Below are 13664 nucleotides of genomic sequence, written 5' to 3' on the forward strand. Positions count from 1 at the left end.
GAACATCTATTCTTTGATTGATTAAAGCCATAAAATTAATCCATTCTTTTGTACTTAAACTGTTAAGCGGTAAAACAAATGGGGTAAACTTGCGTGGATAATCTCACGCTCGTATTGAAACCCCAACTTTTCCATAACTCTTTGTGACGCTTGGTTAGTCGTGAGAGTAAAGCAAACTATCTCTGGCAACTTCAGTAGTTCAAAACCAATTTTCAATATTTCCTCACCCATTTCTGTCGCTAACCCCTTTGCCCAGAATTTAGCTATTAGAGCGTAAGCTAATTCTACTTCATTATTACCTTCTACATCAGTATTCCGAAGTCCTGCACGACCAACAAACTGATTATTAATTTTGTCTCGAAATACCCATAATCCGAATCCATAACGCTGCCAATGATTCAAGTTATTTAGAATAAAAAGCCGTGTTTCTTCATCAGAACGAACACCGCCTAAAGTTGCCATAACTTGCGCGTCTTGATGCATCCGATGAAGTTCATTCAAATGTTTAAATCTCAGACGTTCAGCAAACAGGCGGTGGGTAGTAAATGTATCAATTTGCATATTTTTCACTAAATCAATTTTTTATGAAAAGTGAATGATTGTTTGACATTGGTATAGCCCAAGAACCTGTACACAGGATGACTGCTTTAGCTTGAATGATAATATAATCTCTGTTTCTGACATTAAATCTCACCGCACCAATAGCACGTCCTTCTTTGAATAACACACGGGTTGCCATAAATCCCTAAATTGGCTGTGTAAATTTGTGTAACATAAGTACTTTTTATCGATATTTTGCCAAAAATCCGGTAAAGTTAGCGATTTACCGGATTTAATCTGTTAAAATATTCACATTAATAAGCAGTAAACCCAAGATCCTGCAAAAGTCTTTCTACTGGGAAGCATCCCAAATGTGTAATTTATATCAAACCCAAGGAATTGTGATTGCGATCGCAACCTAGTGTAGTGAAGCAATCGCCATATACTACGAAACGCTACGCGAACACTACGCTGTCATTCGCAATTACAAACATGTTCTGGCAAAATTGGGATGTTCTTTTCTACGGGAGCATCCCAATTATGCTTAACTCTTTTCCCTCATTCCCAGCCCCTCTCTTATGTTTGGGATTTGGGGTTAGGAGATGAGAGCTATCAAGGTTTTCGCACATTTGGGATGCTCCCTTTTCTACTGATTGCATAAAGTCAAGCTGACTGAACATAAATAGTAGAGCCATTCACCTGCCAAAACTAGATTAAGTCGATATACCTAGAGACTGATTCTATTGTAACTAAAGATATAGGAAATTTCATTCTAGAGATTGATGCAGGCGTTAGCCTTTTCAAAGTAAAAGTAAAAATAAGGAGCCTTCAGAGAAGAATGTCAATGTAAAATGTAATGATTTTGCTAAAGAATTAAGGTGGTATTTGTTTATTATCCCTTATTAATTCGACGCATAAATACAAAGACAGTTCCTTCGTCAGGTTCGTTTTTAAAGAACTTCAAGATTGAAGCGTAGCTTGCTAGTTTTATTATTGCTCAAATTTGCCAAAGAAGGTAATGAGCTTCCGCTCTTTCAGTAAAAGTTCTGCGTTTTTAAAGCTGTTATCGAGGATTTCAAATGAAGATTATTGCTTCTGTTTTATCTCTCTTAAGTCCAGTACGTTTTCTCGTTGTGGCTTTTACTTGCGCCTTACTATTGTTATCTAGTGCTTTTCCTGCTTTTGCGATCGATAGTTACCAAAGTGACCCGACCGAAGCTACTACACAATTGCTTGACATTCAGCGCAAAACTGACGAAGCCGCTAAAAAACCACCAGCTGGATTAGAAGAGACTCAACAAAACTCCAATAATGGAGGACTAAATGAGGTTCAGGGAAAAGCTGATATTGACAAACAAAAGCGTCCGGAAAATTCCCAGAGTGCAACCACAGCGGAAACAAATGTAAAGAATTTCTTGGATAAGATTACAGGTAAGTAACAGATTTAATACTTTTTTTGGTAATTTTTTGGTAGTAATGGGTGATTGCATAAAAACAGTGACCCATTACTAATTAGTGATCTAAAGCTGGCAACTTTAATTAACTATAAAACTTATGTTCAGCTTGAGCATTTTTTTTTGGGAAAAGTACATTTAGATAGTTTGGATTATAGATGTGTTAATTTATAATTATTTATTATATTTAATATTTTTATGAAAGTTCGCTAATTACTAAAATATTAGCTTTATACTACCCATTTAGACATAAGTATAATTATGGATGTGATAATTAATTTCAAATCCTAATATTTCCTTTGGTTGATGTGGATTATCTCGGAAATTTGGTAGATTAATAAATAAGTTTGCTTAGGGATGGAAAACAATGCGTGCGATAAACATTGGTTTGACAGAAGAACAGCGTCAAGGTGTAATTAATCTGTTGAATCAAGATTTGGCAGATGCCTATCTACTACTGGTGAAAACCAAAAAGTACCACTGGGATGTCGTCGGTCCTCAGTTCCGCTCTTTGCATCAGCTTTGGGAAGAACACTACCAAAAGCTAACTCTAAATATTGATGCAGTGGCAGAGCGGGTTCGTGCTTTGGGCGGTTATCCGGTTGGCTCATTGGAAGGATTTCTCAAGATTGCTTCCCTCAAGGAACATGCTGGTAGTGTTCCCACAGCAACAGGGATGGTAGCTAATTTAGTGGAAGATCACGAGCAGGTTATTCGGAATTTAAGGGATCATGTGGATCAGTCTGGTGAAAAGTTCCACGATCAGGGAACTGCTGACTTTCTAACTGGACTGTTAGAACAGCATGAGGAAATAGCTTGGATGCTGCGTTCATTTATTGAAGGCGAAGCACTAGACGCAGATGGTAGACAGCCAGCAGCAGGGGCTAAGACTCCTGTTGGTGTGTAGCTCATAACGTCATCACTTGAGGATGGCTGTCTGTGAAACCAGTTAAGGGAGGAATGATTCCTCCCTTAATTGGTGTGAAAGGGTTAATCTGGCTGCATCTACCTCTTCACCATATTTATTGCAAAAATAACATAATACAAGGACTATTTAAGTGCCAGAAGTATCTAAAGCAGAACGTACTATCTCTGCTGTATTTAAAGAACAGAAGCAAATTGATGATGTGATTCGACGTTTACTAGACAGGGGTGTGCCTAGAGATCATATTTCGGTCATGGGGAGAAACTTCCAGTCAGAAACTAGAATTGCTGGCTTTATTACAAAAAAGGATGTGATTCTGGGAGGTTTGAGAACAGGGGCAGTTTTTGGTTCCTTGTTTGGTTCCTTTCTCAGCTTGCTCACGGGTGTGGGCGTACTATTTATTCCCTTTGTCGGCCCAATCGTGGCAGCAGGGCCTATTGGTGCAGTGCTGTTGGGGGCTGCCAGTGGAGCGATCGCAGGTAGTGCCGGGGCTGGTCTAGTATCGGTTCTAACTACTTTAGGGATGCCAGAAGATAAAGCGGCTGTCTACCAAACCCGCTTACAAGCTGGCGACTTTTTAGTGATGGCAGAAGTTGGGAGCAATCGCGCTGGCGAATTTCAATTGCTGCTTGAAAGTGCTGGTGCTGAAGAAATTCACACAATTGAAAAAACCTTTGCTCGCCCTTGTCCTGGACAATGCAACAGCCCACAAGATTTGTCTCCTGAGGTTCGCGCTCATCTTTCTGATCAAGCTCAGAGTACATTCATTGAGCGTTATAACACTGTTTTCAATGAGAAAAATGACGAGTTCACAGCTGAACAAGCTGCTTGGGAGTCTGTTCATCAGCAATATGATGAAGATGAAAATGGTGTTTGGTCAAAAGCTAAGGTTAAAGCTTAAGGATTTCCAAGAAATAAATTATCCAATCTTATCGGGTGGCTATCTTGCCAACCTTTAATTAAGGGCGGGCGAGACTTCGGCGTGAGCGCTCAGTCGAACGCTGCCCACCCTACAATCAATTGTATTAGTCCGCGTTTATCTGCGGTTTTAAATCTTCACTAGTACCCTACGGCGTAAATAGAGCAACCATTTAAAATCCATAAAGAGCTTATTCCATAATACTTTTGACTTTTGAACGCCAGTTGCTAAGAAAGCGGGAACGCTAAGAGCGAACAAGTCGGCAGAGCCGCCCAACGCACTGGCTCCTTTTGATTTTTGACTTCCGCCTTGTGGTACTAGGGCAATTTATAGCTACCAACACGCAGGTTTAACTGACCTTGGCGCGGGTTTTGGCTGAACACAAATGCACCTTCTTCCCTTTCACCATTAGATAAAAAGTCGATCTGTTGCTCTCCTGTTTCTGTAACTTTGCCGTTAATCAGTAACTCAGCCATAATCTGAACTGACTCTGCTGTATCTCCTCCGGTGTTCACAACTTCAAAAGGAACATAAAACTGGCCACCAATTTCCCGAATTGTTTCTTTTTTGGTAACAGAAAGGATGGGAGGTCGATTCTTTTCGTTCAGCCAAGTGTAGCCAACCAGGCTCACAATGATTGCTAGGATAAGTGAAGCAACGCTGAATGTTACCCACTCTGCAATAGAGCGTGGTTGCTGTTCTGTTTTAGTCATATTGCTAACCTCCCGGCTGCACCGCCAATAGTTGCAGGTAATCCCAGCATTAATGTGTGATCTAACCACATTGTCCAAGGGTCGTTAAAAGTTAACTTTTGAAAGAACCACAGCATGAAAGCGCCTGCTAGCAGTGACACTAAATAAGACATGATGGTTTCGCTTGATGGTCGTTGGAAAATTCCCTTTTGCTGTTTACGCTTTTGCTGGTTAGAAAAGCCTGCCTGAAATACAATGCCATAAGAGATCAGCAAAGATGTGGCGATCATTGCCAATTGCCAAGGTGGCGAGGCTGCGGCTGCTAGCATCGGAATTTCATCTGTTGGAGCAATGTTAAATGCAATTATAGTTGCACCAATCAGGGTTCCACCCACATCGGCGAAGGTAGCCTGTAACTCATCTTCTTTATTATTGGTTGTGCTGTTTACCTGATCGGTTGCTTGTCCTTCTGCACTGCCATTTCTGGTATCTCCCAAAAGCTGGTTGGCTAATCCTACACCGAGAGTAAAGGGCACACTTTCAAAGATGATTTTCCCTAAAGATTCCTTTAAGGAAGTTTCTAGTGTTAATTCTCGCAATAGTAGCAGCACAAAGGCAGAGCAAGCTAGTCCGATCGCGATCGCTTCTACGGTATCCATTACGGCTTGATGATCTAGCCAGCTATATCTGCGTTTCCGAAAGCCTTCTGTCTGATTGAGCAAGTAAACCACAATAAACATCAATGCGATCGCCATCATCATCAGTTGTGGTTTTGCCAGTGATCCAATCCACCAAACCTCCATTGTGTACAGTAAAGGTATGCCAAATAAAAAACCTCCACAAGCACCCCGAATGATGTCATTAATTGCACTCATCCAGACATTTTTCTGACGTTTTGTTGCCACTCCTTTACTTCCCTTTTATTGAAAATTTGTTTTAACTTATACTAATTCTCTATGAAGATGCATATAGCAGTCCTAAATCATTGGTGAAAATTTAAATCCCCGACAGACAACTTTTACGAAGTCGGGGATCTAGACACCGCAAGTTTTCATCATGTATATCTTATTTATGATATATTCATATTTTTTTACGTTGCGTGCTCCTTTGATACTCCGTATCTGTCTTAAGATAATATAATCTCTCAAACTATTCTATCGGTTGATGGAAGTAAAAAATAATTTGCTATTGTTAGTTTATGTAATAGCTTAATCAACTACAAGCTGGAAATAAAAACCATGAGTACCGAAAAAAGAGTAGAAGCTACTGCAAAAAATATTGAAGGAAAAATCCAAGAGGTTGTGGGTGAAGTAACCGGTAATCCACAAGATAAAGCTGAAGGACAAGCAAAGCAAGCTGAAGCCCAAGCTACTCACACTGTAGAAAACATTAAAGACGAACTTAAAAAAGCTATAGACTAATTTAGTTTGAACACTGCAAATACTAATATTAGCGATGATTCATTACTGATAGTCTAAGATTAATTACTCCACTAACTTTTAGGAAGTGGAGTTTTTTTGTTTGCGTAAAATCTGCAAAGGTGAATTATTGACAAATTGCCTCTAACCATGATTTTGCTAGTAATTCAACTATGGCGAGCTCGTAGCCTACGGGTTCGCTCTTAGCGTTCTCGCAGAGTAGCCGCTACGCGTCTATGTATGCAATACACTTTGATTTCTCTCCTTTTAGGCAACGGTGTACACACAAGTATGACCTAGCATAGGTTTCAATTCTAGTAGTTTCGTAGGGTGCGTTATGGACACGTCGAAATAACAAATGAGTTCGCCGAAATAACAAATGAGTTCGCCGAAATAACAAATGAGTTCGCCGAAATAACAAATGAGTTCGCCGAAATAACAAATGAGTTGGCTAGCAAGAACCGCAGGCATCGCCATGATTACAACAATTTAGCTTTGACGCGGGAGCGTAACACACCCTTCTCCTATCAGAGACGCTACGCGTAGCAAGATCCCGAAGGGTACGGGTGACGCTTCTGCGTAGTTAACGCTCGTCCTGGGACTTTCTTGCAGAGCATCGAACACATTTAATCGGATGGCAGTTATTAATGCTTGACTTACTCCCATACCTAGCATCCCCAAGAGCAAAAATTGCAATTCCTTTCGGCTCTGGAGTGCGATCGCCTCCAAAATATTTTCCGCCTTGATTGTCAACTTCATCTGGAATTACCTTGTTATTTATTAATTTATTAGGAAATTTTTATTTATACCACAAATGCCGATAGCCGCAAAGCAATCACTTTATGCTTGCTTTGTGACACAGCCCTTTAATAGCTTCAGGTAACTTAGTTATGTAAAATTATAACTAGCTTAGGTGTTCATGGCGTATCCCGTGTAAATGGGCTATCACCCAAGCCAGACAGCGATTAGAAGCAAAAATAAAATACTAGTTTTATACAAGTATTAAACTTCAATAAAAATTAATATTCTTTCTGTCAATTAGATTGCACTTTGTTGGGTAAGTCTGAGCTACACGGGCACAGAGGCGCTAGCGGCGTGGCTTCCTTTGAAGTACGTTTAAGATAAGAAAATATCAAGAATTATTGGGAGGAATCAATCGTCATGACTGTTATTGTTGCTAAGTGGACGATTGACGAATATCACCGGATGATTGATGCTGGCATTTTGAGCGATCGCAAAGTTGAACTACTTAAGGGAGAAATTGTCGAAATGTCGCCGGAAGGAGAACCCCATGCTTATTGTAGTCATGAATCGGCAGAGTATCTAACGGATTTGTTAGGTAAGCGTGCCACAATACGTCAAGCCAAGCCTATCACCTTACCCAACGACTCGGAACCAGAACCAGATATTGCCATTGTCCAACGTTTAGGACGCGAGTATCGAGAGCATCATCCCTATCCAGAAAATATTTTCTGGTTGATTGAGTATGCTAACTCCAGTTTAGAAAAAGATTTAGAGATAAAAAGCAAAATCTACGCCGAAGCAGGTATTTTAGAGTATTGGGTTGTTAATCTCAAAAAGCTACACTTAGTGGTGTTTCGAGAAATCTTAGACGGAGAGTATACAACAAAACTAACATTAACTGCGGGAACAATTCAACCGCTACCATTTCCAGATATTTCTGTTGCAGTGGAACAGATTATTAATAATTAAACTAATTAAAATTAAAAATCAAAATACAGCAATGTTAAGAAAGATCCGGGTAATGTGATAGGTTTGGGAGAAGGGGAAACGCTGTTCGCGTTCGCCAACGGCATGGCAACTCTTAGAGACGCTCCGAGTCATCTCCCAAAGGGAGACAGTCAAGGGCGAACGAGCGTCACGAGCGTCACAGCCCGCCCTTAGACATCGCCTGTAATATTGGATGGTGCGCCATCATCACCAATATTACAAATACTTCTGCAACAATAACCCTAACTTTTCCTTCGTCGCCGCTGGTGCTTTATCCAACTGAGTCAAAATCGCATACTGCAACGCCGAATGCGCCTCACTCGGCGGTGGATTTTCACTCAAGCGCCGCACAGTTTCTTGAATCACCTTTTGAGCATTTACAGCATTCCGCAGCAAATTGCCAAGCACCATCTCCACTGTCACACTATCGTGATCTGGATACCAACAATCGTAATCTGTCACCAGTGCTAAGGTTGCATAGGCAATTTCGGCTTCCCTAGCCAACTTCGCCTCTGGTAAATTCGTCATCCCAATGATTGTTGCACCCCAACTGCGGTAAAGATTCGATTCTGCCTTAGTGGAAAAAGCTGGCCCTTCCATGCATACATAAGTACCGCCGCGATGCAGAGTAACTTGTGGTAAATTCAGAGATGCGATCGCATCTGCCAACACAACAGCCAAGTTCTTACATATCGGATCGCCAAAGGCAATGTGAGCAACAATTCCCTCACCGAAAAACGTTGAAATTCGATTTTTAGTTCTGTCAATAAACTGATCTGGCACCACCATATCTAATGGTTTCGCCTCTTCCTTCAAGGAACCTACAGCACTAGCTGAGATTAAATACTCCACGCCCAATTGCTTCATCGCATAGATATTAGCACGAAACGGTAACTCAGACGGTAAAAGCGTGTGATTGCGACCATGACGCGCCAAAAAAGCTACTCGTGTACCATCCAAAGTCCCCAAAATCAAAGCATCAGATGGTGAACCAAAAGGAGTCTCGACTCGCACCTCTTCTAAATCTTTGAGCGCATCCATTTTATACAGACCGCTACCACCAATAATCCCAATATTAGCCTGAGGCATGATTCTGAACCTGTTCCTTGGTGATCTGCTAAGTTATTTTATCGAAAACGGAAGTAGTAGAGAAACCAAGAAACTAAACGATTACATTTTGTGCCGCTAACACTATTGAATTATTATCGATTAATTATTGGTTGACGCTAATTGAAGCGTGGAATAAGGAAAGTAGGTATTTTATTGAGTGGATTGTCACAGATATGGTAAAGGCTGACGACATTGACCGAGCCGCAGAGTTCGTTGACTTAGTTCGGGTTTTGACGCGCTGGCTGTTTAAGTGGGATACAATCTGGTCGGATGCTACAGAAAAGCTATCTGCTGCTCAGCAAACAGAAAATTGGTTAAAGCGGGTTCTAGAAATATCGGGTAGAGAACCTGAATCAGTGAGCGCTTGACTTCCAGGTTTCAGCAATCAAATTTATGATAATTTTTGAAGATTAATGGTTATGATTAGTCCTTAAGTTAATTATCACCATAGGGTGTAATCGATGCTTAATGTATACAAATATTAAGTAGACGCACTCCTGAGCAGGGAGAGAAAGTAAGGGTTATACTTTTGGGAAAAGGCTTATTTTAACCCCTGTTTTTAACATTTTCAAAAATCAATGGCTCTCAATTTTCGCTTTGCAGTAGTCAGCGACTTACACCTGGCACTTCCCCACACAATCTGGGATCATCCCAGCAGATTTCATCTGGTAGAAGTCAGTATCTCGGCGTTTGAAAGTGTACTAGAACATTTAACACAACTCGATTTAGATTTTCTCTTGTTGCCAGGAGATTTAACCCAGCACGGCGAACCAGAGAACCACGCTTGGTTGCAACAACGGTTAGCCCAACTACCTTTTCCCGTCTATGTTGTTCCTGGTAATCATGACGTTCCTGTGCTGTTGGCTGATCAGCAATCAATCGCTTTTGCTGATTTTCCCTACTATTATATGAAGTTTGGCTATGACGATCCACAGCAGATTTACTACATTCGTCAGTTGCTGCCTGGAGTTAAGCTAATTGGACTCAATTCTAACTCCTTTAATGACCAGGGAGAGCAGGTGGGGTGTTTGGATACCAAACAGCTACGGTGGTTAGAAGAGGTGCTAGCGGCGTCTGGTAATGAATTAGTTCTGGTGATGGTGCATCATAATGTGGTCGAACATTTGCCCAATCAATCGAGCCATCCACTGGCAAATCGCTATATGTTAGCAAATTCAGCAGAACTGTTGCAGTTACTTAGGCGCTACGGAGTCAAGCTAGTATTTACTGGGCATTTGCATGTTCAGGATATTGCTTACTCAGATGGAGTATATGATATTACCACTGGCTCTTTAGTTAGCTATCCTCACCCTTACCGGGTGCTAGAGTTTCATCGGGATCACCAAGGTAAAGAATCGTTGCAAATTTTATCCCATCGGGTAGAGTCAGTGCCTGAGTTCCCCGACTTGCAACAGTCATCGCGGCAGTGGATGGGCGATCGCTCTTTCCCCTTCCTAGTCAAGCTACTAACTCACTCTCCATTAAACTTACCATTATCACAGGCAAAAGAATTAGCTCCTAGTTTGCGAGACTTCTGGTCAACTATTGCTGATGGGGATGCAGTATTAGATTACCCTGATTTTCCGCTAGAAGTGCGCCGCTATATTCAGACCTATAATGCATCACAGCCCAACCCAGGTATGGCTACTAGTGGAATTCCCCTGATTGATAATAACAGCACACTTTTGCTGGGTTAGAAGTGATGAGTAGCCTCTTTCCATCAGCCCCCGTACCATCACGCTGACTGGACTTTGTTTGACAAATCATTCAAAGATTGCACCCAGTATTTATCTATTCTTGTGTGTTCCTTTTGAGATAGCGATCGCTCCTGCCATAATTCTCCGATCAAAAGTCACCTTGGCAGGGCTACTCCTAACTCCTGTACAGACGCGATTAATCGCGTCTCTAATTACCGATATCTTCATTCCAAAGTTCCGGGTTAGTTTGAATAAACTCACTCATTATTTGTTCGCATTCGTCAAGATTTAGATCAATTACTTCCACACCGTGAGATATCATAAATTCTTTGGCACCAGGAAAAGTTCTGGATTCACCAACAATGACTTTTTTAATGCCAAATTGTACCACTGCCCCAGCGCACAGATAACACGGCATTAAAGTTGAATAGAGTGTTGTACCTCTGTAACTGCCAACTCTCCCAGCATTGCGGAGACAATCGATTTCAGCGTGAGTAACAGGATCGGCCTCTTGCACGCGTTTATTGTGTCCTCTGCCGAGAATTTTGCCATCCTTGACCAGAACCGAACCAATGGGAATTCCACCTTCTTGTCTGCCTTGTTTTGCTTCTTGAATTGCTGCTTCCATAAACTCATTCATATTAATTCTCCTTTTATGTCAAAACAACTAGTATTAATGGATCACGATGGCGGTGTAGATGATTATCTAGCAACTATGCTGCTGTTGACAATGGATCATATTGAACTCCTCGGTGTAGTCGTTACTCCAGCAGATTGTTATGTCCAACCAGCTGTTAGCGCCACACGTAAAATTCTCGATTTGATGGGATTTTCTCATATCCCGGTAGCAGAAAGCACTGTGCGCGGTATCAATCCATTTCCTACTCTCTATCGCCGTGATTCGTTTATCGTTGACCATCTCCCCATTCTCAATCAAAGCGAAACCATCACTACGTCTTTGGTTGCCGAAACAGGTCAAGATTTTATGATCAAGGTGTTACGTAACGCATCAAGCCCCGTAACGTTGATGGTAACTGGGCCTTTGACGACGGTTGCAGTGGCTTTGGACAAAGCACCAGACATTGAAGCCAAGATTCACAAAATTGTTTGGATGGGGGGTGCGTTGAATGTCGGTGGTAATGTAGAAAAAAGTTTAGAAGCAGGACAAGATGGTTCCGCCGAATGGAATGTTTATTGGGATGCAATTTCAGCAGCACGGGTATGGCAAACGCAAATTGAAATTATTATGTGTCCTTTGGATTTAACTAATAATGTCCCAGTCACATCAGAATTAGTACAAAAAATGGGGCGACAACGCCACTATCCCATCTCTGATTTAGCTGGACAATGTTATGCACTAGTTATCCCCCAAGATTATTATTTCTGGGATGTCTTAGCAACAGCTTATCTGGGACACCCGGAATTTTATCAATTGCGCGAATGGGAAACGGAAATTATCACCACTGGTCTGAGTCAGGGGCGGACTAAAGTAGTTCCTGGTGGTCGTAAAATTTATGCAATGGATAAAGTAGATAAAGAGGCTTTTTATGGTTATATTTTGCAGCAATGGGCAATATAAAAAACTAAAAATTAGAAATTAAATTTCAAGGCTGACTGTATTAAGACTCTTTCTTAAACTGCTAGCTGTAAATCGAATTTTGAATTAATTTCGTAGCTTGCATTAATACCGTTTAATGGCAAAAGCCAGTGGTGGCTAATAATACTTGCGAATCCCACCAGGGGCTTTCATCCGTTCGCTGCGTTGTTAGCCTGATTACCACTGATTACCAATCTTGGAAACATGTAGCTCAACTCTAACTATATCTAGGAATTACCTTCAGTATCAAGATTTAAAACTTCACTATGAACACCGGTTGATACTCGACTATAGAGATTGGATAAGGACTGACGTAATCTCTTCTTACGAGAATCGCTGCTAACTCGTTTTGCAATGTAGACATTGAGTCTATTTTGGTGACGGTTTGACCCCATATCTAAAGAATTTCCTTCAAGCTGAATAGTTTCTTCTGAAGCAGGATAGAGAACGTCTGCAAATGCATCTATGATGCGACGACAAGTAGTTAGTCCTTGGCTCACCGCTTCAGTATCTCCTTCACGGAGTCGATCATAAACATAGGGAAGCTTGTTCAGAACATCACCACAGTTTTCAGCGATTTTGGCATCAATTTCTCGCTTGTATGATTCAAAGATGTCCTCCGCTAGCCCACTAAAAGCCTTCTCATAATACACACCTGAGACAAATTCATAAAGTAAAGAAATCACCTTACTCTTGATAGCACTATGTATCTGAATCTGTTGAACAATATTTGACATGCGTTGAGTAAAGTTACTAATTATTGGAGCAGAAGTCACTGAATCTGGAAGATGCATATATTTCAATTGCACCTCCAAAGCTTGCATGGCAGATTCCTGTTGAGCTAATGGTCCCCAATAGTCGGTTTTCTTTTCATAATCAATCCAACATCCGCTTCTAGCCATAAATCTAAGGGAGAGTTCGTCACGAGAGTTATAGCCTTTCAGCTCATACTCTAACCAACGCTGAACTTGTTCAGAATCGACAAGACGAGCAAGACGTGTAGCTTTTAGCAGTAATGCTTCACCGGATAATCTGTTGAGTTCAATGTCGTCCAGCAATTCCTGAGCAAGTATAAATATATGTTCACTTCTATTTTGTTTTTGGGGTTTCATGCCAATTTAACCCTAAACCATTTTTCCCAATCTACTTACTCTAAACTTTAATCTATCAGAGTTGAGTATACATTACGAAAACTTGGAGAAATAGTTTTAAGTACTAACCCTACTGAGAACTTAGCAGGCTAACTGGTTATGATACAAAAATTTTCTTAATATGTATCTCCTTAAATGAGAAAAAATCAGGGTTGCAAGCGTTTTGTGTTATACTATACATAATTTTTCTAAATAATACTTATAACCTGATATTATACGTATTTTTTTACGTATATTCATTTAGTACTATGAAGACATATAATTTTCGGTATATCTCTCCCTGATATTTAAAAAAATTCTGGATAGCATCGGGATCAGGACATTATACAGAAACTCTGTGAATATCATTACTTTGGAAAAACGCCTAGAAAAGTTGCTGTAAAAGGTTCAGAATGTGATTTGTCTCAAGCATTTTTCTTAAGTAACAGGA

15 protein-coding genes are annotated in these 13664 nt (G+C 40.8%); 8 read left to right on the forward strand and 7 right to left on the reverse strand.

Annotated features, from left to right (window positions below):
* Nucleotides 1-54: 54 nt before the first annotated feature.
* Nucleotides 55-561, reverse strand: a complete 507-nt coding sequence (locus tag V7K40_RS30585; protein WP_334966491.1) for a GNAT family N-acetyltransferase — start codon at nt 559-561, stop codon at nt 55-57.
* 1058 nt (nt 562-1619) lie between these two features.
* Between V7K40_RS30585 and V7K40_RS30590 the strand changes: the two genes are divergently transcribed.
* The 3 genes from V7K40_RS30590 (at nt 1620) to V7K40_RS30600 (ending at nt 3820) form a co-directional block, all read left to right on the forward strand.
* Entirely contained in the window at nt 1620-1979 is a 360-nt protein-coding gene (locus V7K40_RS30590; RefSeq protein WP_334966493.1) for a hypothetical protein, read from the forward strand.
* A gap of 382 nt (nt 1980-2361) precedes the next feature.
* On the forward strand, nt 2362-2901 hold the full coding sequence (locus V7K40_RS30595; RefSeq protein WP_334966495.1) for a Dps family protein: 540 nt from the start codon (nt 2362-2364) through the stop codon (nt 2899-2901).
* A gap of 151 nt (nt 2902-3052) precedes the next feature.
* Nucleotides 3053-3820 (forward strand): ChaB family protein, encoded by a 768-nt coding sequence (locus tag V7K40_RS30600; protein ID WP_334966497.1) that lies wholly within the window; start codon nt 3053-3055, stop codon nt 3818-3820.
* A gap of 335 nt (nt 3821-4155) precedes the next feature.
* On the opposite strand, the gene V7K40_RS30605 is transcribed toward V7K40_RS30600, so the two are convergent.
* On the reverse strand, nt 4156-4551 hold the full coding sequence (locus V7K40_RS30605; protein ID WP_334966499.1) for a TIGR02588 family protein: 396 nt from the start codon (nt 4549-4551) through the stop codon (nt 4156-4158).
* Entirely contained in the window at nt 4548-5435 is an 888-nt protein-coding gene (locus V7K40_RS30610; RefSeq protein ID WP_334966501.1) for a TIGR02587 family membrane protein, read from the reverse strand. Before V7K40_RS30610 ends, V7K40_RS30605 begins: the two co-directional genes overlap by 4 nt.
* Nucleotides 5436-5768: 333 nt before the next feature.
* On the opposite strand from V7K40_RS30610, the gene V7K40_RS30615 reads away from it, so the two are divergent.
* Complete coding sequence (locus tag V7K40_RS30615; RefSeq protein ID WP_298904138.1) at nt 5769-5951, forward strand: CsbD family protein; 183 nt, start codon at nt 5769-5771, stop codon at nt 5949-5951.
* 486 nt (nt 5952-6437) lie between these two features.
* Here V7K40_RS30615 and V7K40_RS30620 read toward each other — a convergent pair whose 3' ends face one another.
* Nucleotides 6438-6707 (reverse strand): hypothetical protein, encoded by a 270-nt coding sequence (locus V7K40_RS30620; RefSeq protein ID WP_334966503.1) that lies wholly within the window; start codon nt 6705-6707, stop codon nt 6438-6440.
* 402 nt (nt 6708-7109) lie between these two features.
* On the opposite strand from V7K40_RS30620, the gene V7K40_RS30625 reads away from it, so the two are divergent.
* On the forward strand, nt 7110-7661 hold the full coding sequence (locus V7K40_RS30625; RefSeq protein ID WP_334966505.1) for a Uma2 family endonuclease: 552 nt from the start codon (nt 7110-7112) through the stop codon (nt 7659-7661).
* 234 nt (nt 7662-7895) lie between these two features.
* Here V7K40_RS30625 and V7K40_RS30630 read toward each other — a convergent pair whose 3' ends face one another.
* Nucleotides 7896-8768: an S-methyl-5'-thioadenosine phosphorylase gene (locus tag V7K40_RS30630; protein ID WP_334966507.1), complete on the reverse strand. Its 873-nt coding sequence runs from the start codon at nt 8766-8768 to the stop codon at nt 7896-7898.
* A 131-nt stretch (nt 8769-8899) separates the two neighbouring features.
* Here V7K40_RS30630 and V7K40_RS30635 point away from each other — a divergent pair, with 131 nt between their 5' ends.
* Entirely contained in the window at nt 8900-9157 is a 258-nt protein-coding gene (locus tag V7K40_RS30635) for a hypothetical protein (RefSeq protein ID WP_334966509.1), read from the forward strand.
* A 210-nt stretch (nt 9158-9367) separates the two neighbouring features.
* Nucleotides 9368-10486 carry a metallophosphoesterase gene (locus V7K40_RS30640; RefSeq protein ID WP_334966511.1) on the forward strand — a complete coding sequence of 373 codons (1119 nt, stop codon included), beginning with the start codon at nt 9368-9370 and terminating at the stop codon, nt 10484-10486.
* 208 nt (nt 10487-10694) lie between these two features.
* On the opposite strand, the gene V7K40_RS30645 is transcribed toward V7K40_RS30640, so the two are convergent.
* Nucleotides 10695-11126 (reverse strand): nucleoside deaminase, encoded by a 432-nt coding sequence (locus tag V7K40_RS30645; protein WP_334966513.1) that lies wholly within the window; start codon nt 11124-11126, stop codon nt 10695-10697.
* A gap of 15 nt (nt 11127-11141) precedes the next feature.
* Between V7K40_RS30645 and V7K40_RS30650 the strand changes: the two genes are divergently transcribed.
* Nucleotides 11142-12065 (forward strand): nucleoside hydrolase, encoded by a 924-nt coding sequence (locus tag V7K40_RS30650; protein WP_334966515.1) that lies wholly within the window; start codon nt 11142-11144, stop codon nt 12063-12065.
* A gap of 245 nt (nt 12066-12310) precedes the next feature.
* On the opposite strand, the gene V7K40_RS30655 is transcribed toward V7K40_RS30650, so the two are convergent.
* Nucleotides 12311-13195 (reverse strand): hypothetical protein, encoded by an 885-nt coding sequence (locus tag V7K40_RS30655; protein ID WP_334966517.1) that lies wholly within the window; start codon nt 13193-13195, stop codon nt 12311-12313.
* Nucleotides 13196-13664 lie beyond the last annotated feature (469 nt).

It is taken from the genome of Nostoc sp. (genome assembly GCF_036917195.1).
Lineage (GTDB): Bacteria > Cyanobacteriota > Cyanobacteriia > Cyanobacteriales > Nostocaceae > Nostoc.